Origin of the sequence: Erythrobacter sp. NE805 (assembly GCF_046452355.1) — a bacterium.
Classification (GTDB): Bacteria; Pseudomonadota; Alphaproteobacteria; order Sphingomonadales; family Sphingomonadaceae; genus Erythrobacter.
In genome coordinates this window covers 954,406-978,740 of record NZ_JBKFDI010000001.1, presented here as the reverse complement: position 1 = coordinate 978,740, position 24,335 = coordinate 954,406, and the positions used below count along the sequence as shown (strand labels likewise).

At 70.7% G+C, this 24,335-nt stretch carries 24 protein-coding genes; 12 read left to right on the top strand and 12 right to left on the bottom strand.

All coding sequences use genetic code 11. From position 1 onward, the window contains the following. Positions 1 to 13 precede the first annotated feature (13 nt). Positions 14 to 931 (bottom strand): hypothetical protein, encoded by a 918-nt coding sequence (locus ACLBKU_RS04490; protein ID WP_410178332.1) that lies wholly within the window; start codon positions 929 to 931, stop codon positions 14 to 16. 175 nt (positions 932 to 1,106) lie between these two features. Between ACLBKU_RS04490 and ACLBKU_RS04485 the strand changes: the two genes are divergently transcribed. Continuing rightward, positions 1,107 to 2,288: a hypothetical protein gene (locus tag ACLBKU_RS04485; protein WP_410178331.1), complete on the top strand. Its 1,182-nt coding sequence runs from the start codon at positions 1,107 to 1,109 to the stop codon at positions 2,286 to 2,288. A 33-nt stretch (positions 2,289 to 2,321) separates the two neighbouring features. On the opposite strand, the gene mtnP is transcribed toward ACLBKU_RS04485, so the two are convergent. Both mtnP and ACLBKU_RS04475 read right to left on the bottom strand, forming a co-directional pair. Further along, complete coding sequence (mtnP, locus tag ACLBKU_RS04480) at positions 2,322 to 3,188, bottom strand: S-methyl-5'-thioadenosine phosphorylase (protein WP_410178330.1); 867 nt, start codon at positions 3,186 to 3,188, stop codon at positions 2,322 to 2,324. Positions 3,189 to 3,225: 37 nt separating this feature from the next. Next, positions 3,226 to 3,930, bottom strand: coding sequence for a glutathione S-transferase family protein (locus ACLBKU_RS04475; RefSeq protein ID WP_410178329.1), 705 nt, complete (start codon positions 3,928 to 3,930; stop codon positions 3,226 to 3,228). A gap of 193 nt (positions 3,931 to 4,123) precedes the next feature. Between ACLBKU_RS04475 and ACLBKU_RS04470 the strand changes: the two genes are divergently transcribed. From ACLBKU_RS04470 to ACLBKU_RS04460, 3 genes are all read left to right on the top strand, one after another. Then, positions 4,124 to 5,551, top strand: a complete 1,428-nt coding sequence (locus ACLBKU_RS04470; protein WP_410178328.1) for an aldehyde dehydrogenase family protein — start codon at positions 4,124 to 4,126, stop codon at positions 5,549 to 5,551. Positions 5,552 to 5,745: 194 nt separating this feature from the next. After that, a complete protein-coding gene (locus ACLBKU_RS04465; protein WP_410178327.1) occupies positions 5,746 to 7,089 on the top strand; it encodes a phosphotransferase in 1,344 nt (447 codons plus the stop codon). Further along, positions 7,089 to 8,375, top strand: a complete 1,287-nt coding sequence (locus tag ACLBKU_RS04460; protein WP_410178326.1) for an acyl-CoA dehydrogenase family protein — start codon at positions 7,089 to 7,091, stop codon at positions 8,373 to 8,375. The genes ACLBKU_RS04465 and ACLBKU_RS04460 overlap by 1 nt, the downstream gene beginning before the upstream one ends. Here the strand turns inward: ACLBKU_RS04460 and ACLBKU_RS04455 are convergent. Continuing rightward, positions 8,372 to 9,334, bottom strand: coding sequence for a bile acid:sodium symporter family protein (locus tag ACLBKU_RS04455; protein WP_410178325.1), 963 nt, complete (start codon positions 9,332 to 9,334; stop codon positions 8,372 to 8,374). The two genes, ACLBKU_RS04460 and ACLBKU_RS04455, sit on opposite strands and share 4 nt — an antisense overlap. Before the next feature lie 119 nt (positions 9,335 to 9,453). On the opposite strand from ACLBKU_RS04455, the gene ACLBKU_RS04450 reads away from it, so the two are divergent. Continuing rightward, positions 9,454 to 12,780 carry an amidohydrolase family protein gene (locus ACLBKU_RS04450; protein WP_410178324.1) on the top strand — a complete coding sequence of 1,109 codons (3,327 nt, stop codon included), beginning with the start codon at positions 9,454 to 9,456 and terminating at the stop codon, positions 12,778 to 12,780. Positions 12,781 to 12,897: 117 nt separating this feature from the next. Here the strand turns inward: ACLBKU_RS04450 and ACLBKU_RS04445 are convergent, their stop codons facing one another. The 6 genes from ACLBKU_RS04445 to ACLBKU_RS04420 all read right to left on the bottom strand — a co-directional run bounded on the left by ACLBKU_RS04445 (position 12,898) and on the right by ACLBKU_RS04420 (position 18,152). Then, positions 12,898 to 13,623 carry a sigma-70 family RNA polymerase sigma factor gene (locus ACLBKU_RS04445; protein ID WP_410178323.1) on the bottom strand — a complete coding sequence of 242 codons (726 nt, stop codon included), beginning with the start codon at positions 13,621 to 13,623 and terminating at the stop codon, positions 12,898 to 12,900. Further along, entirely contained in the window at positions 13,620 to 15,674 is a 2,055-nt protein-coding gene (locus ACLBKU_RS04440; protein WP_410178994.1) for a flagellar biosynthesis protein FlhA, read from the bottom strand. The genes ACLBKU_RS04445 and ACLBKU_RS04440 overlap by 4 nt, the downstream gene beginning before the upstream one ends. A gap of 59 nt (positions 15,675 to 15,733) precedes the next feature. Continuing rightward, positions 15,734 to 16,747: a transglycosylase SLT domain-containing protein gene (locus tag ACLBKU_RS04435; RefSeq protein ID WP_410178322.1), complete on the bottom strand. Its 1,014-nt coding sequence runs from the start codon at positions 16,745 to 16,747 to the stop codon at positions 15,734 to 15,736. A 101-nt stretch (positions 16,748 to 16,848) separates the two neighbouring features. Next, the gene (locus ACLBKU_RS04430; RefSeq protein WP_410178321.1) at positions 16,849 to 17,220 is read right to left on the bottom strand and encodes a flagellar protein FlgN; all 372 of its coding nucleotides are present in this window, start codon (positions 17,218 to 17,220) and stop codon (positions 16,849 to 16,851) included. Positions 17,221 to 17,224: 4 nt separating this feature from the next. After that, complete coding sequence (gene flgM, locus ACLBKU_RS04425) at positions 17,225 to 17,533, bottom strand: flagellar biosynthesis anti-sigma factor FlgM (protein WP_410178320.1); 309 nt, start codon at positions 17,531 to 17,533, stop codon at positions 17,225 to 17,227. A gap of 79 nt (positions 17,534 to 17,612) precedes the next feature. Next, positions 17,613 to 18,152, bottom strand: coding sequence for a flagella basal body P-ring formation protein FlgA (locus ACLBKU_RS04420; protein ID WP_410178319.1), 540 nt, complete (start codon positions 18,150 to 18,152; stop codon positions 17,613 to 17,615). 241 nt (positions 18,153 to 18,393) lie between these two features. Here ACLBKU_RS04420 and ACLBKU_RS04415 point away from each other — a divergent pair, with 241 nt between their 5' ends. Further along, the gene (locus ACLBKU_RS04415) at positions 18,394 to 19,416 is read left to right on the top strand and encodes a diguanylate cyclase domain-containing protein (RefSeq protein ID WP_410178318.1); all 1,023 of its coding nucleotides are present in this window, start codon (positions 18,394 to 18,396) and stop codon (positions 19,414 to 19,416) included. Positions 19,417 to 19,425: 9 nt separating this feature from the next. On the opposite strand, the gene ACLBKU_RS04410 is transcribed toward ACLBKU_RS04415, so the two are convergent. Together ACLBKU_RS04410 and ACLBKU_RS04405 are read right to left on the bottom strand one after the other, a co-directional pair. After that, positions 19,426 to 19,899 carry a hypothetical protein gene (locus ACLBKU_RS04410; protein WP_410178317.1) on the bottom strand — a complete coding sequence of 158 codons (474 nt, stop codon included), beginning with the start codon at positions 19,897 to 19,899 and terminating at the stop codon, positions 19,426 to 19,428. Next, the gene (locus tag ACLBKU_RS04405; RefSeq protein WP_410178316.1) at positions 19,896 to 20,573 is read right to left on the bottom strand and encodes a MotA/TolQ/ExbB proton channel family protein; all 678 of its coding nucleotides are present in this window, start codon (positions 20,571 to 20,573) and stop codon (positions 19,896 to 19,898) included. The genes ACLBKU_RS04410 and ACLBKU_RS04405 overlap by 4 nt, the downstream gene beginning before the upstream one ends. Positions 20,574 to 20,838: 265 nt before the next feature. Here ACLBKU_RS04405 and ACLBKU_RS04400 point away from each other — a divergent pair, with 265 nt between their 5' ends. From ACLBKU_RS04400 to flgG, 6 genes are read left to right on the top strand one after another with little or no spacing between them, the layout of a single operon-like run. After that, positions 20,839 to 21,174, top strand: a complete 336-nt coding sequence (locus ACLBKU_RS04400) for a flagellar basal body rod protein FlgB (protein ID WP_410178315.1) — start codon at positions 20,839 to 20,841, stop codon at positions 21,172 to 21,174. A 5-nt stretch (positions 21,175 to 21,179) separates the two neighbouring features. Next, a complete protein-coding gene (flgC, locus tag ACLBKU_RS04395; RefSeq protein ID WP_410178314.1) occupies positions 21,180 to 21,590 on the top strand; it encodes a flagellar basal body rod protein FlgC in 411 nt (136 codons plus the stop codon). Beyond that, positions 21,587 to 21,892: a flagellar hook assembly protein FlgD gene (locus ACLBKU_RS04390; RefSeq protein WP_410178313.1), complete on the top strand. Its 306-nt coding sequence runs from the start codon at positions 21,587 to 21,589 to the stop codon at positions 21,890 to 21,892. The genes flgC and ACLBKU_RS04390 overlap by 4 nt, the downstream gene beginning before the upstream one ends. A gap of 40 nt (positions 21,893 to 21,932) precedes the next feature. Beyond that, entirely contained in the window at positions 21,933 to 22,745 is an 813-nt protein-coding gene (locus ACLBKU_RS04385; RefSeq protein WP_410178312.1) for a flagellar hook-basal body complex protein, read from the top strand. A 4-nt stretch (positions 22,746 to 22,749) separates the two neighbouring features. After that, complete coding sequence (locus ACLBKU_RS04380) at positions 22,750 to 23,508, top strand: flagellar basal body rod protein FlgF (RefSeq protein ID WP_410178311.1); 759 nt, start codon at positions 22,750 to 22,752, stop codon at positions 23,506 to 23,508. A 31-nt stretch (positions 23,509 to 23,539) separates the two neighbouring features. Beyond that, complete coding sequence (flgG, locus tag ACLBKU_RS04375; RefSeq protein ID WP_410178310.1) at positions 23,540 to 24,331, top strand: flagellar basal-body rod protein FlgG; 792 nt, start codon at positions 23,540 to 23,542, stop codon at positions 24,329 to 24,331. Positions 24,332 to 24,335: the final 4 nt, after the last annotated feature.

Below are 24,335 nucleotides of genomic sequence, written 5' to 3'. Positions count from 1 at the left end.
GCCGCCGCTCGCCTCAGCGGCAGGAGGGGTGGGTCCGGATGTCGACGATGTTCGCGACCCGGCCATTCGCGGCGCCCATCTGGACGCATTGGCGCGAGCCGCTGCGATACCAGATGGTGTAGCGGGTCGAGCCCGAGCTGAAGCCGTCGACATTGCGGAAGCCGCGGTCGCGCAGCGCCGCCTCGGCGCCCGGCACGCGGGTTCCGTCGAGGTCGGCGAACTCGGCCGGGTAGGAGCCGCCGCCGCCCCAGCCACCGCCGCCGCCGCTGCCCCAGCCCCCACCGCCGCCGGGATAGCCCTGGTCGACCGGGCGCAGGTAGCGGTCGCGCGCCCAGCCGGTGGTGCGGCCGTTCATGGTCGTCACCTCGCACCAGCTCTCGCCATTATACTGGTCGCAGCCGAAGTTCCTGAGCCGGGTGCCCTCGCTCACCTCCTGCTGGACCCGCGCGTCCTTGCTCGGATTGCGGAAGATGCGCAGGCGGCCCGACTGGGTGTTGTAGGCCTCGACCGGCTGCCAGTCCTGCTGGTACTGCTCGCGGTGCTTGTCCTTGTCCTTCTTGGAGAGGAGGATCGCCCCGATCGCGAGCGCGCCGATCGCACCGGCGGCGATAGCCGCGCCGCTCCCGCCGCCGCCCTTCTCGCCGCAATCGGCAGCCTTGGCGTCGTCGATCCCGGCGACCCGGCCATTGCTCACCGCGACCGCGACGCAGTCCTTGTCGCCGCGGTGCCACCACCAGGTGGTGCTGACCGTGCCGCTCTTGTCGCCGCTCTTGTATTCGAAGCCGCGCCGCTGGAGCTCGCTCTCGGCGCTAGCGCCCGAGATGCCGACGAGGTCGCGCAAGGAACCCGCCTTCTTCGCGGCGACCGGCGTGGCCGCCATGGCGATCACCGCCAGCGATGCGGCGGCCTTCCCGAATGTGCTGCTTGACATCGATGTCCCTCCCCTCGTCCGTGAACTCCGGCCCCTGCTTGCGGAAGCTACCATGGACTGGGCCCCCGCGCAAAACGCAAAGGGGCGGGCGATCGGGTGAACCAATTTGTTAAGCATACCCCGCTAGGAGTGCGGCACGGGCCGACGACCGGGCCCCGCGTGGGAGGGTGGATCATTGCAGACGCAATCCACAGCAAGCTTCGACCTGACCCCCGGCTCGGCCGGGGTGACCCCGGCCATGTCGAAGGGCAAGGCGCGCGACAGGCGCTACCTGTTCGGACCCGTGGTCGATTTCCTCTGCCTCGGCGGGAGCTCGCTGCTGCTGCTGCCGTTCCTCTTCATGCTGCCCGAGGCGCGCTATGCGGGCCCGGTCACGACCCTGATGCTGTTGCTCGCGAACGTCCTCAACCACCCGCACTTCGCGCACAGCTACCAGATCTTCTACCGGGGCTTCGCGCGGAAGGCCTTCACCCTCTCCCTCGGGCGCGAGATGCAGGCGCGGTACCTGTTCGCGGGGCTCGTCGCACCGGTGCTGCTGGCGGCATTCCTCGCCTGGGGCGCCCTGGCGAAAGACACGCGGCTGCTCGGCCATGGCGCGAACCTGATGGTGCTCGCGGTCGGCTGGCACTACGCCAAGCAGGGCTACGGGATGCTGATGGTCGATGCCGTGCTCAAGCGCCGCTTCCTCGACGAGCGGACCAAGAAGGTGCTGCTGGTGAACTGCTACGCCGTCTGGCTGGCGGCGTGGGTGAACCTCAACGTCGCGATCAGCAAGGACGACCTGTGGGGCCTGGCCTATTACAGCTTCGCCCTGCCCCGGCCGCTCCAGATCGTCACCGGCCTCGCGGCAATGGCGACGAGCGCGGCGGCCACCTGGGCGCTCGCGATGCACTGGAAGCGCAAGGGTGCCCTGCCGGTCAACGGCGTGGTCGCCTATGGGGTGAGCCTCTACCTCTGGCTGCTGTTCGTGAACGTCAATCCGCTGTGGGGCCTGGTGGTCCCGGCGCTCCACTCGCTGCAATATCTGGTGGTGGTCTGGCGGTTCCAGCTCAACTACGAGACGGCGCAGCTTTCCTCGGAGGCCTATCGCAAGGGATCGATGATCCGCGCGCTGTTCGGCGCCAACCCGGCCGGCCACCTGGCGGTGTTCGTGATCTTCGGCGCGCTGCTGGGCTTTCTCGGCTTCTGGGGCGTGCCCGTAGCGGTCGACGGCCTCGTGCCCTATGATCGGCAGGCGATCCCCGGCGCCCTGTTCCCCTTCATGTTCTGGATTTTCCTCAACGTGCACCACTACGTGCTCGACAGCGTCATGTGGCGCAGCGGGAACCCGGACACCAAGACCCATCTGTTCGGCTGAGCCGGACGCCGCGCCGGCGGGCGCGGGCGCGCGTCAGGCGAACAGCCGCCGCGCGACCGCGTCGAGCTTGGCCATCAGCTCGGGGTCGTGCTCGGCGGGCGCAGTGATGACCGCATCGTCGAGCGCGAAGTCGATCGGGGAGGGCTCGCGCACCTCGGGCAGGGCGGCGATGAGGTTCTTCACCATCGCCCGCGCGAGCGCGCCGTTGGCCTGCATCTGGCCGACCACCTGCGCGACGTCGACCGCCTCGCCCTCGCGCCAGCAGTCGTAGTCGGTGACCATGCCGACGAGCGCATAGGGCAGCTCCGCCTCGCGGGCGAGCTTGGCCTCGGGCATCGCGGTCATGCCGATCACGTCGGCGCCCCAGGCGCGGTACATCCGGCTCTCGGCGCGGGTCGAGAACTGCGGGCCTTCCATCGCGAGGTAAGTGGCGCCGACCGCGACCTTGCCCCTGGCCTTGGCGATCGCCTGCGCGGCCATCTCGGAGAGGCGCGGGCAGACCGGGTCGGCCATCGAGACATGGGTGACGAAGCCGCTGGTGAAGAAGGTGCCGGGCCGCGCCACGGTGCGGTCGATGAACTGCTCGACCACGGCGAAGCGGCCCGGTTCGAGCTCCTCGCGCAGGGAGCCGACCGCGCTGATTGCGAGGATGTCGGTGCAGCCGGCGCGCTTCAGCGCGTCGATATTGGCGCGCGAATTGAGCTCGGACGGCGAGACCGGGTGCCCGCGCCCGTGGCGGGGGAGAAAGCGCACCTTCACCCCGCCGAGCGTCCCGCACAGGATCTCGTCCGAGGGGTCGCCCCAGGGCGTCTCGATCGCGATCCACTGCGCGTCCTCGAGCCCGTCGATGGCATAGAGCCCCGATCCGCCGATGATCCCGATGCACCATTCGCTGGCCATGCGCCCTTGTATCCTCTCTCGCTGGGGGATGCGGGGCTTAGGTCAGGTCGAAGGGCGTGGGCAAGGCCCTGCGGACGATCTTTTCGGCGCCCGCAAAGGGCTGTGCGACGAGCGGAAGCGCCTTCATCGCCGCGAAATGCGCGGCAAGGCCGGGCCACTTGTCGAGAGGAGTCTCGGCGACCAGCGCAACCTGCATCAGCACACAGGCGACGGTGATGTCGGCGATCGAGAGCGCGTCGCCGGCGAAGTATTCGCGGCCGGCGAGGCGCGTCTCGAGCACGTCGAAGATCGGCGGCAGCTGGACGCCCCACGCCTCGCGCGCCTTGTCGAGGCCGGGTTCCTCGCCCTTCGACATGGCGAAGAAGATCGGGCGGAAGATGCCGAGGCCCCCTGCCATCGCCAGCGCGGTGTCGGCATATTCCTCGATGAACAGCGCCTGCCCCAAGGCCATCGGGTCCTCGGGGTAGAGCGCAGGCGCGGGGTGCTTCTTCTCGATGAAGGCGCAGATCGCGGACGAATCGGCGATCGTCCCGGCGATGCCCTCCTCAGCCACCGAGCGGTCGCGCAGCACCGGGATGCGCTTCATCGGCGAGATGTCCGCGAACCACGCGGGCGGGTCGAAGACGTTGATCCCCTCGACCTCGAAGGCCACGCTCTTGGCGATGCACACTCCGGCGACCTTGCGCACGAAGGGCGAGAGCGGGCTGCCGTAGATGACGAGATCGGGGCGGGGGTCGGTCATGCGTTTCGGGCTCCCTGTCGTTCTGTTGTGCGCCGCCTCATAGGCCGCTCACCCGATAGCGCAATCGTCAGGTGATCGGCGCCGTGCGGCGCGCTAGGCTGGGGCGGCAAGCGGACGATTGCGTTTTCGGATGCAACGCGCCAACCTGAGCGGGAGAGAGACGACTCCCCACTTCGCAAGAGAGGACACAGACATGGTCACCCAGTACAAGAACCTCATCGGCGGCGAGATGGTCGCGACCGACCGCTGGCTCGACGTGGTGAACCCCGCGAACGAGCAGGTCATCGGCCAGGTCCCCGCCTGCGGCAAACCCGAGCTCGACCGCGCCGTCGCCGCCGCGCGCGCCGCCTTCAAGACCTGGAAGAACACCCCGATCGAGGAACGCCGCGCCGCGATCATGGCGATTTCGGGCGCGATCAAGGCCAATGCCGAGGAGCTCTACCGCCTCCTAACCAGCGAGCAGGGCAAGCCCCACGACCAGGCGCGCGGCGAGATCTACGGCGCGGCCGGCATGAGCGCGGCGCAGTCGACGCTGAGCCTCGAGGACGAGATCACCGAGGACAGCGATACCCGCCTCAGCCGCACCCGCCGCGTTCCGGTGGGTGTGGTCGGCGGGATCGTGCCGTGGAACTTCCCCGTCATGATGGCGATCCAGAAGATCGTCCCGGCGATGCTCTCGGGCTGCACCATCGTGCTGAAGCCCTCGCCCTTCACCCCGCTGACCACCCTCAAGATCGCCGAGCTGATCGCCGACAAGGTGCCCGCCGGCGTCGTCAACATCATCACCGGCGAGGACGACCTCGGCCCGCTGATCACCCAGCACCCCGACATCGACAAGATCACCTTCACCGGCTCGACCGCGACCGGCAAGAAGATCATGGAGGGCGCCTCGGCCGACCTCAAGCGCATCACGCTCGAACTGGGCGGCAACGACGCTTCGATCGTGCTCCCCGACGCCGATCCCAAGAAGGTCGCCGAACAGCTGTTCTGGTCGAGCTTCTCCAACGCCGGGCAGATCTGCGTGGCGGCAAAGCGCGTCTACATCCACGAGGACATCTATGACGAGCTCAGCGCCGCGATCGTCGAATATGCCAAGACCGTGAAGGTCGGCGACGGCAGCCAGCAGGGCACCGGGGTCGGCCCGATCCAGAACAGGAAGCAGTACGAGCGCGTGCTCGAGCTGATCGAGGATGCGAAATCGAACGGCTACAAGTTCCTGCTCGGCGGCAACGTGGACCCGAGCGGCACCGGCTACTACGTGCCGATCACCATCCTCGACAACCCGCCCGAGGACGCGCGGATCGTCGCCGAGGAACAGTTCGGACCCGTAATGCCGCTGATGAAGTTCTCGACCGAGGAAGAGGTCATCAGCCGCGCCAACAACTCCGAATACGGCCTCGCCGGCGCGGTGTGGACCGGCAACCCCGAGAAGGGCGTCGAAATCGCCGAGCAGCTCGAGACCGGCACGGTGTGGGTCAACGAATACCTCCACCTCTCGCCCTTCGCGCCCTTCGGCGGGCACAAGCAGTCGGGCTTCGGCGCCGAATACGGCAAGGAAGGGCTCAAGGAGTTCACCTATGCGCAGGTGATCACCGTGAGGAAGGACAACGTGCCGGCCTGACCTGCCTACAGCTTCCGGGCGGATCGGGGACGCGCGCGTTCCGATTCGCCCGCGCAAGTTGACGTAGTTCATTCAGGGGCCGGGTTTCGGGACGCATCAACTTGCACGCTGCGACCGGCCGCCCGCGCTGCGGGCCGAGGCTGGCAGGCTGGTTCCGTGTAGGACAGCGGCTTCTGGGGAGAGAGCCGGAAGGGATGATCGACACCGCTTCCTTGCGCGAGGGTCTGGCGAGGGTCTGCGAGCGCGCAGGGCTGGGCACGCTGACGGGCGAGCCGCAGCGGCTGACGGGCGGGGCGGTGATGGAAAGCTGGCGGTTTTCCGCTGGCGGCTCCGATTATGTCCTGCGCCGCGCGCCGAGCCTCGCCTTCATGGAAGGGCGGCCCTATGGGCACGCGGTCGAGGCCACGCTGATCGAGGCCGCGCGCGCCAAGGGCGTCACCGCGCCGGCAGTGGTAGCGGTGCTCGAGGAGGGCGACAGGCTTGGGAGCGGCTTCGTCATGCGCGCGCTGCCGGGTACGGCGGACCCGAAGGTGATCCTCGGTTGCGAGGACCCCGACGGGCTGCTCCGACAGATCGCCCGCGACCTCGCCCGCATCCACTCGCTGCGAAAGGCCGACGTGCCCGCGGGCGTCCCGGTGATAGACACCCGCGCCGCAATCGCCGACCTCAAACAGCAGTTCATGGCCGCGGGCGGTGACCGCCCGATCATCGCGCTCGGCCTCAGGTGGCTCGAGGACAATTGCCCCCCGCCCGTCGAGCCCGTGCTCAACCACGGCGACTACCGGATGGGCAACCTGCTGGTGGAAGGTTCGCGCCTCACGGGGGTGCTCGACTGGGAAATCGCCCATTTCGGCGACCGCCACGAGGACCTCGCCTTCGGCTGCATGGAGGTGTGGCGCTTCGCCCGCTACGACCGCCCCGCGTTGGGGCTCGGCGCGGTCGAGGACTACATCGCCGCCTACGAGGCCAAGGCGGGGGTCACCATCGACCGCGAACGCTTCCGCTTCTGGACCATCTACCGCACCGTGTGGTGGGCGCTCGGCTGCCTCAAGATGGCCGCGCAATGGCGCTCCGGTGCGGACCGGATGCTCGAACGCGTGGTGATCTCGCGCCGGACGAGCGAGCAGGAACTCGACCTCCTGCTGCTGCTGGAGGAGGATGCGCCGGAGGCGGAGCGGGCGCGGCCCGTCGTCCTTCCGGACATGTCCTGCACCTATCTCGGCGAGGCCAGTCAGGAGGAGATGGCGACGGCGATCGCCGAATGGCTGGAGACGCTGAAGGAGAAGCTGACCGGCCATGATCGCTTCCAGTTGGCTGTCGCCCGCAACGCCCTCGGCATGATCGCGCGGGAGGCTGACCTTCTGCCGATGGAAAGCGATCTGCTGCTTTCGGAGGAATTGTTGGCGGGCGAGAAATCGCTGCATTCATCCGGATTGCTAGCTGACCTCAGGTCGCGGGCGCTCCAGAAGCTGAGCGCCGACGTTCCCAAGTACCCGGCGCTTCGCGCTGCCCGCGCAAAATGGATTGGAGAACACTGATGGACTTCGCCATCCCCCCCGACCTGCAAGCCTATCTCGACGAGCTCGACGCCTTCATCGCCGCCGAGATCAAGCCCTTGGAGCAGCAGGACGACAACATCCGCTTCTTCGACCACCGTCGCGAGCACGCCCGCACCGACTGGGAGCGCGGCGGCCTCCCGCGGCACGAGTGGGAGGAACTGCTGAAAGAGGCCACCCGCCGCGCCGACAAGGCGGGCCATTGGCGCTTCTCCGCGCCCAAGCGCTACGGCGGCAAGGACGGCAGCAACCTCTGGATGGCGGTGATCCGCGAGCACTTCGCGAGGGCCGGCCTCGGCCTCCACAACGATCTCCAGAACGAGCACTCGATCGTCGGCAACTTCCCCTTCGTCGCCATGTTCGACCAGTGGGGGACGGAGGCGCAGAAGCAGGAATTCATCCTTGGCGGCTTCGAGCGCACCCGGCGCGTCGCCTTCGGGCTGACCGAACCGCACCACGGCTCCGACGCCACCCACATGGAGACCCACGCAGTCAGGGAAACCCGCGATGGTGTCGATGGCTGGCTCATCAACGGCGAGAAGATGTGGATCACCGGGATGCACGTCGCCACCCACTGCGCGATGTTCGCGCGCACGGCGGGCAAGGCGGGGGACGCGAGCGGGATCACCTGCTTCCTCGTCCCCAACCCCACCCCGGGCCTCGAGATCGAGGAGTGGATGTGGACCTTCAACATGCCCACCGACCACCCGCGCCTCAGCGTCACCAATGTGTGGGTGCCCGACAGCGCGATCCTCGGCGTGGAAGGGCGGGGGCTGGCGCTCGCCCAGAGCTTCGTCCACCAGAACCGCATCCGCCAGGCGGCGAGTTCCTGCGGGGCGGCGCTCTACTGCATCGACGAGAGCGTGAAGTATGCGCGCGAGCGCAAGCCCTTCGGCGAGGAGCTGGCGAGGAACCAGGCGATCCAGTTCCCGCTGGTGGAGCTCGCGACCCAGGCCGAGATGCTCCGCCTCCTGATCTTCAAGACCGCGTGGGAGATGGACAACATGCCCCACGAGGAGATCGAGCGGACCATCTCGGACAAGGTCTCGATGTGCAACTACTGGGCGAACCGGCTGTGCTGCGAGGCGGCGGACCGGGCGATGCAGGTCCACGGCGGCATCGGCTATTCGCGGCACAAGCCCTTCGAGCACATCTACCGCCACCACCGCCGCTACCGGATCACCGAGGGCTCGGAGGAGATCCAGATGCGCAAGGTGGGGGCCTACCTGTTCGGCTATCTCGGGCCGAAGCGGGGGATGTTCGCCTAACCCCGCCGCCGCCACCACCCCGCGAGCAGGCTCCCGATCAGCACCTGCCACATCGCCGAGATCGCGGCGGGCACAGGGGCGAGGGCAGCCTGCGCGGCGTCGGCGAACTGGGCGGCGAAGGCGGGGGTCTTGGCGAGCCCCGAACCAAGCCCGGAGTTCTGCATCCCCACCTCGATCGAGATGGTCCGCGCCTCGGTCACCCCGAGCCTCAGCGCCCGGGACAGCGCGTAGCCGAGCCCGAAGCCCGAGGCATGGAGCAGGAAGGTCGCGAGCAGCAGCATTCCGGCGTGCTCCACGATCTGCGCCTTCGCCCCGCCGACGATCGCCCCGACGATCAGGATGACGAGCAGGATCGCCACCACCGGCAGGGCGGCCGAAACCCGCGCTGCCGCACGCGGGAACAGGCGGTTGAGCAGCGTCCCCGCCACCACCGGCACCAGCACCACCGCGACCATGTTGACGAACAGGTTCCAGCGGTCGATCGCGACGTATTGCCCGGCCAGCCACCCCGTCAGCAGGGGCGTGAGGATCATGCCCGCGAAGGTCGAGGCCATCGTCATCGCCACCGACAGGGCGACGTGCCCGCGCGCGATGAAGGTGACGATGTTCGAGGAGGTTCCCCCCGGACAGCAGGCGATCAGGATCAGCCCCACTGCCAGCCCCGGCTCGAGCCCCAGCGCCTTCGCCACCGCAAAGCCCGAGAGCGGCATGATCGTGTATTGCAGCGCCAGCCCCGCGAAAAAGGCGCGCGGCATGACCAGCAGGCCGCGATAATCCTCGAATGTCAGCGTCAGGCCCATCGCCAGCATGATGATCCCGAGCGCGATGCTCAGCAGCGGCTGTCCGGCGATCCGGTTGCTGCCGTCGGTCAGCCAGGTGAAGCCCTCCGGCCACACCCAGGCGAGCGCCACGCCCGCGAGCGTCAGCACGGCGAAATTGTTGGTAATCCTGTTCAGCATGACCGGCCCCCCGATGTTCCCCCTGTCGGCGGCCTTGTGTAATCGACCAACGACATTGCCGCATCTAGCAATATCCTTGCTCGCCGCTAGTCTCCCGCGCCGACAGAGGGAGAGTTTCCATGCGCCATCTCGCCGCCGCCCTGCTCGCCGGGGCCGCCTGCATCTGCACCCCGCTCGCCGCCGCGCCCGCTTCCAAGAAGGACGCCAAGGCCGAGGAGAAGTGGAGCGTCGATGCGCCCAAGGGGGCGGTGCTGAAGCAGGTGCCGATCAAGGTCACCGAAGGCACCTGGATGGACGTCGACGTCGCGCCCGACGGGAAGACCATCGCCTTCACGCTGCTCGGCGACATCTACACCATGCCGATCGCCGGCGGGACGCCGACGCGGATCAGCGAGGGGCTCTCCTGGGACGTCCAGCCGCGCTTCTCGCCCGACGGCCGGCGCATCGCTTTCACCTCCGACCGCGGCGGCGGGGACAATATCTGGGTGATGAACGCCGACGGCTCGGACAAGCGGCAGGTGACCAAGGAGGACTTCCGCCTGCTCAACCAGCCCGGCTGGTCGCCGGACGGGCGCTTCATCGTCGCCAAGAAGCACTTCACGACGGAACGCAGCGCCGGGACCGGCGAGATCTGGCTCTACCACGTGTCGGGCGGCGGCGGGGTGCCGGTGGTCGAGCGCGCCAACGAGAATCTCCAGAAGGAGCTGGGCGAGCCGGTCTTCGCGCCCGACGGCAGCGCGATCTACTACACGCGCAACACCACGCCGGGGAACGTCTTCGAATATGCGCAGGACAGCCAGACCGGCATCTTCGCGATCGAGCGCCACGACCTCGCGACCGGCGAGGTGACCACCGCCGTCTCGGGCTACGGCGGCGCGGTGCGCCCCGCGCCCTCGCCCGACGGCAAGCAGATCGCCTTCGTCCGGCGCGAGCGTGACCAGACCCAGCTCTGGGTCAAGGACATCGCCTCGGGCCGCGAGCAGATGATCTACGGCAAGCTCGACCTCGACGTGCAGGAGACCTGGGCGGTCACCGGGGTCTATCCCAACCTGGACTGGCTGCCGGATTCGAGCGCCATCGTCTTCTGGGCCGGGGGCAAGCTCAACCGGGTGAACCGCGACGGATCGGGCCATGCGGTGATCCCCTTCGCCGTCGACGACACCCGCGACGTCGCCGATGCGCCGCACCCGGTGATCGAGGTCAGCCCCGACACCTTCACCACCACCATGCCGCGCTTCGCCACGCTCTCGCCCGACGGCAGCCGCGTGGTGTTCGAGAGCCTCGGGCGGCTCTATACCAAGTCGGCGAAGGGCAAGGACGCGCCGCGCCCGCTCACCGGCGACAGCGCCGACGTGCTCGAGGCCTTCCCCGCCTTCAGCCGCGACGGGCGGCAACTCGCCTATGTCCGCTGGAGCGACGAGAAACTCGGCGAGATCGTCGTTGCCGATGCCGACGGCCAGAACCGCCGGGTGATCGCCGGGCCGGGGCACTACGGCAACCTCGCCTTCTCGCCCGACGGCGCGCTGATCGCCTTCGAGAAGCGCGAGGGCGGCTACCTCACCGCGCCCGGCTATTCCGAGAATCCGGGCCTCTACGTGATTCCCACCAGCGGCTCCGGCGAGGCGAAGCTCGTCACCCGCGACGGGGCGAACCCGCAATGGGGCGCGACCAGCGACCGCCTGTTCATGCTCGGCCGCGACGGGGGCAAGCTCGCGCTCGTCTCGACCGACCTCGGCGGCGAGGCGAAGCGCATCCACGCCCGCGGCGAGCTCGCCAACGACCTGCGCATCGCGCCCGACGGCCGCACCATCGCCTTCCGCCAGAACTACGAGGTCTTCGCCATGCCGCTGGTCCCCGGCGGCAAGCCCCTCGACGTGGGCGAGCAGGCGAGCGCGCTCCCGGTGGTCAAGGTCAGCACCGGCGGCGCGGATTACCTCGGCTGGGCGCGCGGCGGGGAGACGCTGTTCTGGTCGATCGGCCCGCGGCTCGAGAGCGCCAATGTCGCCGCGCTCTTCGCCAATGCGCCGAAGACCGAGACCGACAAGGGCCCCGCTTACACCTCGCCCACCACCGGCATCCCGCTGCAGGTGACCGTCCAGAAGGCGAAGCCCTCGGGGGTCACCGTCATCACCGGCGCCAAGATCCTGACCATGAAGCCCGGCCTCGCCGCGGACGACGCCGGCGTCATCGAGAACGGCCTGATCGTGATCGAGGGCGACCGGATCACCGGGGTCTATGACGCGACCACCGTGCGCATCAAGCTGCCCGGCGATGCGCGCATGATCGACGCGACCGGCAAGGTCATCATGCCCGGCCTCGTCGATGCCCACGCGCACGGGCCCTACGGGGTCGGCGACCTCATCCCGCAGCAGAACTGGGCGCTGATCCAGGATCTGGCGATGGGGGTGACGACGATCCACAACCCCTCGAGCCAGGCGAGCACCGTCTTCGCCGCCGCCGAGCGCCAGCGCGCCGGGCTCACCCTCGGCCCGCGGATCTTCTCGACCGGCGAGATCATCTACGGGGCCAAGGCACCGGGGGTCTATGCCCGCATCGACACCTACGAGGACGCGCTCGCCCACGTGCGGCGGATCAAGGCGCAGGGCGGGATCTCGGTCAAGAACTACAACCAGCCGCGCCGCGAGCAGCGCCAGATGGTGGTCCGCGCCGCGGCGGCCGAGAACATGCTGGTCGTCGCCGAGGGCGGCTCGCTGTTCGGGATGGACATGAACATCATCGCCGACGGCAACTCGACGCTCGAGCACAATGTGCCGGTCGACGTGATCTACGAGGACGTGCTCCAGCTGTTCGGCGGCGGGGCGACCAACTACACCCCGACGCTGGTCGTCACCTATGGCGGCCTCGCGGGCGATCCCTACTGGCGGCAGGCGACCAACGTCTGGGAAAACCCGCTGATGGTGCACACCCCGCCCAAGATGCTGCTCGCCGAGACGGGCCGCCGGGTGAAGGCGCCCGACTGGGCCTATGTCGACGACAACAACGCGCGCGAGGCCCGCAAGGTGGCGCAGCGCGGGGTGAAGGTGTCGATCGGCGCCCACGGCCAGCAGGCGGGCGTCGGTGCGCACTGGGAGCTCGGCAGCTTCGTGCGCGGCGGGATGACCCCGGTCGAGGCGCTCAAGGCGGGCACCATCGTCCCCGCGCAGTCGCTGGGGATGGCGAAGGACATCGGCAGCATCGAGGCCGGCAAGCTCGCCGACCTCGTGATCCTTTCCGCCGATCCGAGCGCCGACATTGCTAACTCGGACGATATCGAGAAGGTGATGCTCGGCGGGCGGCTCTACGATGCGAGGACGATGAACGAGGTCGGCACCGGCGATGCGAAGCGCCGCGCCTACTGGTGGGAAGGCGAAGGCGCGACCGGCGCGGGCGGCTCGCAGCGCACGACCAGCGAGGGCCGCGGGCATTCCGACGGGGACGCGGGGTAGCCACCCCGTCGCCGCCCAAATCACCGTTCGCCCTGAGCTTGTCGAAGGGCTGCACTTCTCTTCGAAGCGGAAGAACAGTGCTTCGACAGGCTCAGCACGAACGGGAATGTGGCCGTTTCACCCCCCCTCCAGCAGCGCCCGCAAATCCTTCAGCGCCTTCGCGCGCAATTGGTGCACCCGCGGCACGCTCACTTCGAGCACCGCGGCGATTTCGGTGAGGTTCAGCTCCTCGACGAAGAACAGCTGGAGCACCAGCTTCAGCCGGTCGGGCAGCCGGGTCATCGCCGCGATCAGGCGCTCGCGGTCCTCCACCGCGCAGAGCGCCTCGAAGGGGTCGGGGTCGTCGCTGGCGAAGGCGAGGCTGGTCTCGTCATAGGCCTCGTCGATCGAGGTGAGCCGCACCCCCGAGGCCTCGATCGCGAGCAGCTCGGCATCGCTCACGCCGAGCGCCCGCGCCAGCTCACCCCGGCTCGGATCGCGCCCTAGCGAACCGCGCAAGCTGGCGAGCGCGCGCTCGCAGGCGGCGCGGCGCGCGCGGGCGGTGCGGCTGTCGTGGGCGACGCGGCGCACCTCGTCGAGCATCGCCCCGCGCACCCGGATCTTGGCATAGGCGGCGAACCCGTCCTCGGTTGGCGCGGTGTGGCGCTGGGCGCATTCGGTGAGCGCGAGGACGCCGACCTGGACGAGGTCCTCGACCTCGAGGCCATCCCGCCCGCGCCCGTGAATGTGCCAGGCGGCGCGGCGCACCAGCGGGAGGAAGCGGCGCACCCGGTCCTCGACCTCGGCGCGCGAGGGCGCATAGAGCCCCGCAGGCGCGCCGAAACCCGTGTGGTCGTGCTTCATGCGGCCAGCTCCGCGGGGGCGGCGAGCACCGGGCCCTCCTCGGCGCCGCCGATCACGCCGATCACGGCAATCGGCTGCGCGGCGGGCAGTTCGGCGATCGACAGGACGAGGCAGCGCGGGCAGCGGGTCTTGAGCAGCGCGGCGAGCGCGCGGCGCGCAGGCGGCTGGACGATGAGGGCGATCGGCGTGCCCTCGGCGTCGGCGATCCGCCCCGCCTCGCGCACGATCATGCTCCCGCAATCGGGCTCGATCAGCGGCTGGCCGGTCGCCGGATCGTGCATCCCGCCGAGGATCGCGGCTTCCAGCCCCGCGTCGAGCGTCACCACCTTGAGGCTTTCGCCCGGCGCCGCGATGCGCCCGACCAGCCGCGCGGCCATGTCGGCGCGCACCGCGTCGATCACCGCGTCGAAGTCGGTGGTTTTCTGGAGCGCGAGCGCGAGCGCGGTGAACAGCGGCTGGGGGTGGGCGAGGCCGATCCCGTCGGCGATCAGCGCGCGCAGGGTGCGGGTCAGCGCGGCGAGCGGCAGCGGATCGGGGTGCACCGCCTCGACCAGCGCGGGCGAGCGGGCCTTCAACCCCTCGACCCACTCGCGCACCTCGTCGGGCCCGAGCAGCTGGTGCGCCTCGGCGAGCAGCGCCTGATTGGCGTGAGTGGCGATCACCGAGGCGGGGTCGACCACCAGGAAGCCCTCGGCCACCGCATGGTCGCGGCTCGCGGGGGCGATCCACAGCGCGGGGCAATCGAAGGAGGGGTCGCGGGTCGGCTCGCCGGTCAAGCCGTGTCCGGGGCGCACCTCGCCCGCGTCGATGGCAAGCAGCTTGCCGGGCCGCACGCTCCCTCGCGCGATGCTCACCCCGCCCATCAGCACCGCGTAGTCCTGCGCGGCGAGATCGAGCGAATCCCGGATCCGGAACTGCGGCAGGACGAAGCCGAGGTCGCGCGACATCTGCTTGCGAATGCCGGTGATGCGAGTGACGAGCGGGGCGCCTTGCGCAGCGTCGACCAGCCCGAGGAGGCCATAGCCCAATTCGAGCGTCACCAGCGTCGAGTCCGCCACGTCGGCGAGCGCGATGTGGTCGGGGGCGACCTCGGGCGCGGCCTCGGCGGGCACCGGCGCGGGGGCGGCGGCGCGGCGCTTCAACCGCCACCAGATCGCGCCCGCGACGGCGGCGGCGGGGAGAAAGATCACCTGCGGCATGGCGGGCACCACGCCCACCGCGCCGAGGATCAGCGCCACCGGCAGCCACCCGCGCGGATCGGCGAACTGCCCGCCGATCTGCCCGGCAAGGTCGCGCTGGTCGGAAACGCGGGTGACGATCGCCGCCGCCGCGATCGACAGCAGCAGCGCGGGCACCTGCGCGACCAGCGCGTCGCCCACCGCGAGCGTCACGTAAGCCTCGCCCGCCTCGGTGGCGGAGAGGCCGTGGCTGATCATCCCGATCCCGAACCCGGCGACGATGTTGACCCCGAGGATCAGCAGCGCCGCCATCGCGTCGCCCTTCACGAACTTGGAGGCACCGTCCATCGAGCCGTAGAAATCGGCCTCGACCGTCACCTCGCGGCGGCGCTCGCGCGCCTCGTCGGCGGTGATGAGCCCGGCGGCGATGTCGGCGTCGATCGCCATCTGCTTGCCCGGCAGCGCGTCGAGCACGAAGCGCGCCGAGACCTCGGAGACGCGGCCCGCGCCCTTGGTGATGACGATCATGTTGATGATCATCAGGATCGCGAAGACGAACAACCCGACCGCGAAATTGCCGCCCACCAGAAACGCCGCGAAACTCTCGATCACCTCGCCCGCCGCCGCCTCGCCCTCGTGGCCGTGGACCAGCACCACGCGCGTCGAGGCGACGTTCAAAGCGAGCCGCAGGAGGGTCGCGAACAGCAGCACCGAGGGGAAGGAGGAGAAGTCGAGCGGGCGGCGGGCGTTCAACGCCACCATCAGCACCGCGATCGAGATCGCGATGTTGAGCACGAAGAACACGTCGAGCAGCACCGCCGGGATCGGCAGCACCATCAGCGCGAGCAGCGCGAAGATGCCGACCGGCAGCATCAGCGAGCCCGAGAGCTTGCCGAAGCGGGCGAGGGGGTCGGAAGCGGTCGTCGCAGGGGTCACAGGCCGAGCGCCTTCAGCCGGTCATAGGCGCGGCGCACCCCGGGCGGGGCCGCGGCCGGATCGCCGCCGAAGGTGCTGCCGAGCACCTGCGACATGGGGGGTCTTTCGGGCGCGCGCAGCGCGGCGGCGGGGAGGCTCTCCTGCGTCAGCGCTGCGGGGATGCCGGGTCCGAACACCGCCTCGTCCGCCACGAGGTAGGGGGTGAACCCCGCCCCGCCGCTTCCTGTGCGCGGGTAGTCGGCGCGGGCGTAGCGGATGCCCTGCCCGTCGCTCGCGCGGTCGAGCGCGCGGCCCAGTTTGCCGCCGATCACCTCCATGACCTGCGCGAGGCTGCGGGGGCTGCCGTCGGGCGCGTAGAAGATCGCGCGGTTGGCGGCGGCGGGCCGGGCGAACAGCGCCGCGGCGTTCTGGGTCGGGTCCTGCTGGAGCTCGGAGAGGAACCGCCCGGCACCGCCTGCGCCGAGGAAGTGCGCGAGGTAGAGCTCGGCATGGCTCGGCTGGCGGCCAAGGATCGGCATGAGGTGCGCGCGGTTGTCCTCGGCCAGCCCTGCCGCCATCAGCGCGGCGACCTCGGGGTCGCTGCGCATCGCGAGGATCGCCTCGCGCCGCGCCGGGTCCGCGACCCACGCCTCGCCCGAGGCGGTGGTGTCGATCTGGTCGGCGACATCGCCGAGCCCGAAGCGCGCGCCGTGGCGCTTCATCGTGCCGAGCCAGGTGCTCTCGATGAACTGGTAGAGCCCGGTCGCGCTCGAGGTCGCGGCGCGGGCGTTCGGGTCCATCGCGGATTCGACCTGGGCCTGGGCGAGCAGGAAATCGAAATCGACGCTGGTCGCGCGCGCGGCGCTGGCGATCGCCGCCTCGACCGGATTGCCCGGGTTGGCGATCTCGCGGGTCGCGGGGGTGCGCCCGTCCATCGCCTCGCGCGCCGCGGCGTGGATGCGCGCGGCGGTCTCGAAGCCCGCGCGGATCGAGCCCGCGGGCAGGCTGGTGAAGGGAAGTGGCTGGCTCACGCGTCCTCCGCCGGTCAGGGGCGCCGCGGGATGCGGCGCGCGTCTCGGGGGAGGATCAGCAAGCGGTGTGCCAGACGCGGGGCGGGGCGGCCCTGGTAAGACTACCTAGGCCGCATCTTGGCATAGGGCGCGCGCGGCATCCGGCGCTTGCCCCCGAGCGCCTCGATCCGCGCGGCGACATTGGCGGCGAGGAGGTTGCGCACCCGGCGGTTGACCTCGTTCAGCTGGCGCGCGGTCTCGGCGAGGTTGCGGGTCTCACCCTCGAGCCGCAGCCCGTCGGGGCCGAACGCGGCAAGCGTGTCGCACAGCGCCTCCTTGTCCCGCGCCGCGCCGATCAGGCTGTCGGCATCGAGCGCGGCAAGCGCCTGCCGTTCGCGTTCGAGCACGGCAATCATCTGCCGCAGGTTGCTGGCGAGCGGATCGCTGCCGGGGGTCGGGGCGGCCATCTGGGCGGGGACGAGGATTTCGGGCACCCGCTCAGCTCCGCTCGGGCAGCGAGAGCCTGACCTGCGCGGCGATCATCGCGTCGGCGATCCGGGTCGGCACCAGCGGGTAGGAGCCGTTGCTCAGCGCCTTGCGGATCTCTGCGACGCGCTCGGCATCGACCGGCGGGGTGGCGGCGGCGCTCGCGGCGGTCACCTCGAGGCTGATGCCGGCGGCGGCGGCGGCAGGCGCGGTGCTGCCGCCCGCGGCGGCGGGGCGCGCTTCGATCTGCGCGCGGTCCCCGGCGGTCACGGCGCGCAGGCCGCCGACCCCGGACAGTTTGCTCAGTTCGACAGAGGGCATGACGTGCTAATCCTTCGATCAGGTTCCGGAGCCGAGAACGGCGCGCGGCGCGCGGGTTTAAGGGGGGGCCTAGGTATTCCTACTCGGACCCGATGATCGCGAGGCCCGGACGCGCGATCCGCGCGCGCAGGCCCTGCGACTTGGCGCCGGTGCGCACCGCGATCCAGTCGCCGACCGCGCCGCTCTCCAGCGCCTCGCCGGGCTGCTGGACGCTGAAGCCGCGCCCGCGCACCTGGACGGTGAGCGCCTCGCCGCGCTTGACGACCGGAGCCGGTTTCGCTCCTGCGACACTGCCCTGCGCGGGAGTGAGGGCGACGAACACCCGCCAGCTGGTCGGGCCGGGGCACTCGACCTTCACCGCGCTCCTCGCCGTGGATTGCCAGCTGACCGCGAGCGCGCCGCCGCAGGGGGCGAGCTGGAGCCGCGGGTCGGTCGCGCCGCGCGCCCCGCCGGGGGTCCCGGCGGCGGCGCCGGTGAACTCGGCCACGGCGCGGTCGATCAGCGCCGGTGTCGCGGCGGGCGCGCTCGCCCGCGCGGCAGGGTCGCACAGCGGCAGCAGCATCGGCAGGGCGAGCGGGGCGAACCGCCAGCCGGCGGTGAGGGTCGAGGTGCTTTCCATCGCGGCAGGCTCCTGGCGGCAAGGTGTTGCGCCCGCCGGGGCGGCGGTGCGTTCGCGATGGGTGGAGCAAGGGCCATGCCAAGCCATGCCGGGGCGCGACTAGGTGATAACCCTTGGGAGCGGCACGGCGCGACTTAAGCATGGCCCGCTAGAACAGGGGGTCACACTCCCGGACCCCTCGATCACGCGCCACGCCATGCCCTTTCCCAACGGCTACCTCTCCCGCTCACCCAGGCCCCGCGTGCGGGCCAGCGCCCCCGACGCGCCCGAGGGCCGTGCCGAGGAGGCGCGCCGCACGCTGCTCGGCAAGATCGGCGATTTCGTGCTGCGCCACGACCTCGCGGTGACCGCGCAGAACCTCGCGACGATCTGCGGCGCGCTGTCGGGCTCGCACCCGGAACTCGCCGCCGCGCTGGTGCGGCGCGAGGCGGCGGGCGAGCCGATCGACCAGCGCTGGCTCGATACGCTCGCCCGGCTCGATCCCGACGGGCACAGCCGCATCGCCGCGCTCGAGACGCTGTCCGAGAAGCTCGACTACACGCTCACCCACCTCGCCCAGACCACCCGCGAGGCGCACAGCGAGACCAGCGATCACCGCGGCGCGATCGGGGTGCAGATCGCGGGCCTCGCCCGGCCCGAGGGGCTGGCGCAGGTGCTCGACCTGTCGCGCGCGATGCTCGCGCGGATCGAGCAGGTCGAGGCGGCGATGGCGAAGAGCGAGCTCGAGATCGACCGCTTGCAGGACAGCCTCGCCAGGGCGCGCAGCGAGGCCGACATCGACCACCTCACGCGCCTCCCCAACCGCCGCGCCTTCGAGCGGCAGCTGGTCGCCGCGACGATCGCCGCGCGCGACCGCGGCGAGCCGCTCAGCATCGCCTTCTGCGACGTCGACAACTTTAAGCGGATCAACGACCGCCACGGCCACGCCGCCGGCGACCGCGTGCTGTGCGCGCTCGCCGCGAGCTTCCGCGAGATGGCGGGCGATGCCTGCTTCACCGCGCGCCACGGGGGCGAGGAGTTCGTGCTGCTGTTCTCCGGACTCTCGCGCGAAGCGGCCAAGGGCCGGCTCGACGCGATCCGCCGCGCCCAGGCGGCGCGGGTGCTGCTGAACCGCGACACCGGCGAGCCTTTCGGCCGGATCACCTTCTCTGGCGGGATCGCCGAGGTCTGCGCGGACGCCGACACCCGCGGCGCGCTCGCCCGCGCGGATGCGGCGCTCTACCGCGCCAAGCAGCAGGGCCGCAACCGCATCGAACTGGGCTGAGGCGCGCGCTCAGCGCGCCGGATCGGCGACCTTCTCGTCATAGGCGAGGCTCGCGTAGAGGTCCTCGCGCTCGCCTGCGGTGATGATCGTGCGCACCCGCGTACCGCCCGCGCGCGCCTCGGCGGCGAGCGCCTCGGCGCGCGCGAAGGCGGCGGCCTCGCCGCCCGGGGTGTGGGTCGCGAAGATCGTCAGCGTCGCGCGCGGGTCGGGCTGCTGCGCCGCGAGCCAGGTGCCGAGCCTCGGGCCGCCCGGCACCGCCCGGTAGAGCGCGAGCGCCGCGGCGATCTGCGGGCGGGGGGTGCTGCGCGTGTCCTGCTCGCGCGCCTCGCGGTCGGCGAGCCGCTGGCCGCTCTCGGCCTCGGCGGCGGGGAGCGCGGAGAGCGTCATGAGGAACAGGATCAGCGCGAGGTCGGCGAGGATCAGCTGCCAGCTATGTCCCCCGCGCGCCGGTCCCCCCCGGGGGGCCACGGCGCTGCGCGTCATGCAACGCCCCTGAGGTGCGCACGGCGCGCGCGCGCGGCCGGATCGGTGGATTCGATCTGCGCGGTGAACCATTCGGCCAGCGCCTCGCGCTCGCGCTCCTCGGCGGCCCCGCGCCGCTCGATCGCGCTCGCCAGCGGGTGGCACACGAGGTGCGCGATCAGCGCGCCGTAAAGCGAGGTCAGCACCGCGGTCGAGATCGCGGTCATGATCATCGCCGTGGTGCTGCCCGCGCCTGCGTCGGGGTTGAGCTGGGTGAAGCCGTAGAGCGTGCCGATCAGCCCGAACACCGGGGCAAGCTCGGCCGCCCAGCCGAACACCTGCACCGCGCCGACCCGCCGCGCCTCGTCGAGCGCGCGTTCGGAGCGGCGGATTTGGCCCGCCGCCTCGAGGCTGCCGTGGCGCAGGTAGGATTCGAGCATCAGCCCGAGCGCGCGGTCGGGGGGCAGCGCCGGATCGGCGCGGCGCGCGCCGTCGCGCTGGATCGCGCCCGCCGCCTGGGCGAGCGCGCGGCGGTTGGCCTCGCGCCGGAAGCCGCGCCGCAGCAGGCGACTCGCAGTGTCGAGCGCCGCCGCGCATTCGCGCCAGCCGCAGCGCGCGACGGTGGCGAGGATCGTGCCGAGGACGACGATCGCCAGTGCGCCGGGATCGAACAGGGCGGACAGGTTGTGCGGCATGGCGGGCCTCCCGGAAAAGCTGGTCTCGTCATGCGAGAACGTCGGCGCGCAGGGGCGATTAAGCCTAGGTGATTGCCCCGGCACGGCCTTGCCTGCCGCGCCCCGGCGCCCGGCAAGGACCTGCCGCCGCCCGGCGCGGGGCGGGTGCGGCAGGGCGTCGGCAGGGCGTCGGCAGGGCGTCGGGCGCCGGTTTGGCACGCTTCCTGCTGACCGGGCCCTGCGATGCTGCGGGCCTGCCCCCGCGGCCCGGCAGGAGACCCCTGGCATGAACGAGCGACTTTTCGGAATACACGGCGCCGCGCTGACCCTGCGCTCGGAGCGCATGGGCGTGATCGCGTCGAACATCGCCAACGCCGCGACCCCCGGCTTCAAGGCCCGCGACATCGACTTCAACGCCGCGCTCGACGCCCGCCTCTCGCGGCAGGGAGGGGAGGCGCGGATGGTCTACCGCCGCCCGACCATGCCCTCGCTCGACGGCAACACGGTCGAGCTTGGCCGCGAGCAGGTCGCCTTCGCCGAGAACGCGGTCGCCTATTCGGCGACGCTCGCCTTCGTGCAGGGCCGGGTGAGCACCATCACCCGCGCGCTGAAGGGCGAGTGAGCGCGATGCCCGACCGCACCCCGCCCACGCTGTTCTCGCTCACCACCCGCGCGATGAGCGCGCAGATGGTGCGGATGAACGCGGCGACCTCGAACCTCGCCAACGCCGGCTCGGTCTCCTCGACCGAGGAGGGCGCCTACCGCCCGATCCGCGCGGTCTTCGCGGTGGAGCTCGACAAGGCCTCGGGCCTTGCGGGGGTGACCACCAGCGGCCTCGTGCGCGCCGAGGCGCCGCCGACCAAGCGCCACGATCCCAACCATCCGCTCGCCGACAAGGACGGCAACGTCTGGGAGGCCGCGGTCGATGAGAGCGCGGAGATGGTCGAGATCATGGAGAGCGCCCGCCAGTACCAGAACCTGGTCCAGGCGCTCCAGACCGCCAAGCAGCTGATGCTCGAAACCCTGAGGAGCCAATGATGACCACCACAAACTCGATCACCCCCGCCGCGCAGGCGACGCTCGACCGCCTCAACACGCCCTCGAAGCTGACGGGCCAGGCGCAGACGCTCGACCAGGCCGATTTCCTCAAGCTGCTGACCACCCAGCTCTCGCAGCAGGACCCGCTCGAGCCGCAGGACAACCAGGCGATGATCGCGCAGATGGCGCAGTTCTCCGCCCTCTCCGCCCAGACCGCGAGCGGCGCGACGCTCGAGGAGATCTCGACCAAGCTCGACCGGCTGATCTCCGCGCAGGAGGCCGCGCTGCGGCCCCGCACCTGAGCCTCACCTTCCCGACCCCCACCCGAAAGGATCGTCCCCCATGTCTTTCTTCACTTCCTTGAGCGGTCTCAAGAACGCCCAGACCGACCTTCAGGTCATCTCCCACAACATCGCCAACGCTGAAACGGTGGGCTTCAAGAAGAGCTCGGTGCAGTTCGCCGACCTCGTCGCCACCGGCTCGGCGACCGACCCGCGCCGCAGCCCGGGGATCGGCGCGACCGTCGCCGGGATCACCCAGGACTTCGTGCTCGGCCCGCTCGAGCAGACCGGCCGCGCGCTCGACCTCGCGATCGACGGGGACGGCTTCTTTGCGCTCTCCAACCCGATCTCGGGCCAGGTGTCCTACACCCGCAACGGCAATTTCCGCCTGACCGCCGCGGGCGAGCTCGAGGATAGCTGGGGCAACCGTCTCCAGGCCTACCCGGTCGACGCTGCGGGCGATCCGACCTCGACCACGCCCGCCGATGTCGATGTGCCGATCACCAACGGCGCCGGCTCGACGCTCGCCAACGTGACGATCGACGTGCGCGGCACGATCACCGCCGCCTATGCCGACGGCACCACCGCGCCGATCGGCCAGGTCGCGCTCGCTGCTTTCTCGGCGCCCAACGGGCTGCGCGCAGCCGGGCAGACCAAGTGGCAGGCGACCGGGGATTCGGGCGCGGCGGTGTTCGGCAACCCGGGCATCGGCACCTATGGCAAGATGATCAGCGGCGCGCTCGAGCGCTCCAATGTCGACCTCGCCGAGGAAATGATCTCGCTGCTCACCGCGCAGCGCAATTTCCAGGCCAACGCCAAGGCGATCGATACCGCCACCCAGATCTCGCAGACCGTGCTCAACCTGCGCAGCTAAGCTCATGGACCGGCTGATCTACACCGCCATGACCGCGATGAACGCGGCGATGGACCGGCAGCGGGTGGTGGCGAACAACCTCGCCAACGCCTCGACGCCGGGCTTTCGCCAGGAGGTCTTCGCGGTCACCCCGGCGACGCTCAGGGACGGCTCGCTCGAGGCGCGGGCGATGGCGCGCGGCAACGTGCGCGGCGCCGACATGGGCGCGGGGCGTTCGGTGCCGACCGGCAACCCGCTCGACGTGTCGCTCGAGGGCGAGGCGCTGCTCGCCTTCCAGTCGCCCGACCGCCAGGGCGAGGTCTACTCCCGGCGCGGCGACTTGAGGGTCGCCGCCTCGGGCGTGCTCGAGAACGGCGACGGGCTTGCCGTGCTCGGCGAGGGCGGGGCGCCGATCACCGTGCCGCCGGGCTACATCCTCGCGATCGCCGCCGACGGCACCGTGCTCGGGCGCGACCCGACGCAGGCCAATTCTCCGTCCGAGCCGATCGACCGCATCCGCATGGTGAATCCTGAAGGCAGCCCGCTCGCCAAGGGCATCGACGGCTTCCTCAAGGTGCCCGGTCCGAATGGCGGGACCGGCGTGCTGCCCCCCGATCCGACCGCGCGCCTCACCCCGGGCACGCTCGAGATGTCCAACGTCCAGACCGCCGACACGCTGGTGCAGATGGTCGAGGCCCAGCGCTCCTTCGAACAGCGCGCCCGGGTGATCGCCACCGCCGGCGAGCTCGACGAGGCCGGCGCCGGCCTGATGGCGCTGCGCTGATCCCCCCAGTTCCCCACGAGGAGAGACATAAATGCCCACTTCCGCCCTTCACGTCGCCCGCACCGGCCTCGAGGCCCAGGATGCCCGGATGCGCGTCATCGCCAACAACCTCGCCAATATCGGCACGACCGGCTTCAAGCGCGACCGGGTCGACTTCGCGACGCTCGCCTACCAAGAGCAGCGCACCGCCGGGCAGGCCTCGACCGGGCAGACCGCCTTTGCCGTCGGTCTCAACCTCGGCACCGGGGTGCAGGTGCAGGGCACGACCCGGATGCAGACGCAGGGCACTCTCAACAACACCGGCAATGCGCTCGACATTGCATTGGACGGCGACGGCTTCTTCCAGGTCGAGCTGCCGGGCGGCGGCCAGCCGGGCTTCACCCGCGCGGGCAATTTCACCCTCTCGAACGACGGCACGATCATCACCGCGCAGGGCTATGCCCTCCAGCCGCCGATCCAGGTGCCGCCCGGCTCGCAATCGATCACCATCGCGCCGGACGGTTCGGTGAGCGCCCTCGCCCCGGGCCAGGCCGAGCCGCAGCTGCTCGGCCAGCTCCAGATTGCGAGTTTCGTCAACCCGGCGGGCCTGCGCGCGATCGGCGACAACTTCCTCGTCGAGACCGCCGCCTCGGGCCCGGCCGAGGTCGGCCTCGCCGGCGAGAACGGGCGCGGGCAGATCCGTCAGCGGATGCTCGAGGGATCGAACGTCAACGTCGTCGAGGAGCTGGTCGAGATGATCGAGACGCAGCGCGCCTACGAGATCAACTCCAAGATGGTGAGCGCGGTCGACGAGATGCTGCGCAACGCCAACCAGACGCTGTGAGGGC

Bases quoted from the DNA above. Each gene is read 5' to 3' on its own strand.
- ACLBKU_RS04490 (WP_410178332.1), bottom strand. From the start codon at position 931: ATGTCAAGCAGCACATTCGGGAAGGCCGCCGCATCGCTGGCGGTGATC.
- mtnP (WP_410178330.1), bottom strand. From the start codon at position 3,188: ATGGCCAGCGAATGGTGCATCGGGATCATCGGCGGATCGGGGCTCTAT.
- ACLBKU_RS04475 (WP_410178329.1), bottom strand. From the start codon at position 3,930: ATGACCGACCCCCGCCCCGATCTCGTCATCTACGGCAGCCCGCTCTCG.
- ACLBKU_RS04470 (WP_410178328.1), top strand. From the start codon at position 4,124: ATGGTCACCCAGTACAAGAACCTCATCGGCGGCGAGATGGTCGCGACC.
- ACLBKU_RS04465 (WP_410178327.1), top strand. From the start codon at position 5,746: ATGATCGACACCGCTTCCTTGCGCGAGGGTCTGGCGAGGGTCTGCGAG.
- ACLBKU_RS04460 (WP_410178326.1), top strand. From the start codon at position 7,089: ATGGACTTCGCCATCCCCCCCGACCTGCAAGCCTATCTCGACGAGCTC.
- ACLBKU_RS04455 (WP_410178325.1), bottom strand. From the start codon at position 9,334: ATGCTGAACAGGATTACCAACAATTTCGCCGTGCTGACGCTCGCGGGC.
- ACLBKU_RS04450 (WP_410178324.1), top strand. From the start codon at position 9,454: ATGCGCCATCTCGCCGCCGCCCTGCTCGCCGGGGCCGCCTGCATCTGC.
- ACLBKU_RS04445 (WP_410178323.1), bottom strand. From the start codon at position 13,623: ATGAAGCACGACCACACGGGTTTCGGCGCGCCTGCGGGGCTCTATGCG.
- ACLBKU_RS04440 (WP_410178994.1), bottom strand. From the start codon at position 15,674: ATGCTGCCGGTCGGCATCTTCGCGCTGCTCGCGCTGATGGTGCTGCCG.
- flgM (WP_410178320.1), bottom strand. From the start codon at position 17,533: ATGCCCTCTGTCGAACTGAGCAAACTGTCCGGGGTCGGCGGCCTGCGC.
- ACLBKU_RS04420 (WP_410178319.1), bottom strand. From the start codon at position 18,152: ATGGAAAGCACCTCGACCCTCACCGCCGGCTGGCGGTTCGCCCCGCTC.
- ACLBKU_RS04410 (WP_410178317.1), bottom strand. From the start codon at position 19,899: ATGACGCGCAGCGCCGTGGCCCCCCGGGGGGGACCGGCGCGCGGGGGA.
- ACLBKU_RS04405 (WP_410178316.1), bottom strand. From the start codon at position 20,573: ATGCCGCACAACCTGTCCGCCCTGTTCGATCCCGGCGCACTGGCGATC.
- ACLBKU_RS04400 (WP_410178315.1), top strand. From the start codon at position 20,839: ATGAACGAGCGACTTTTCGGAATACACGGCGCCGCGCTGACCCTGCGC.
- flgC (WP_410178314.1), top strand. From the start codon at position 21,180: ATGCCCGACCGCACCCCGCCCACGCTGTTCTCGCTCACCACCCGCGCG.
- ACLBKU_RS04390 (WP_410178313.1), top strand. From the start codon at position 21,587: ATGATGACCACCACAAACTCGATCACCCCCGCCGCGCAGGCGACGCTC.
- ACLBKU_RS04385 (WP_410178312.1), top strand. From the start codon at position 21,933: ATGTCTTTCTTCACTTCCTTGAGCGGTCTCAAGAACGCCCAGACCGAC.
- ACLBKU_RS04380 (WP_410178311.1), top strand. From the start codon at position 22,750: ATGGACCGGCTGATCTACACCGCCATGACCGCGATGAACGCGGCGATG.
- flgG (WP_410178310.1), top strand. From the start codon at position 23,540: ATGCCCACTTCCGCCCTTCACGTCGCCCGCACCGGCCTCGAGGCCCAG.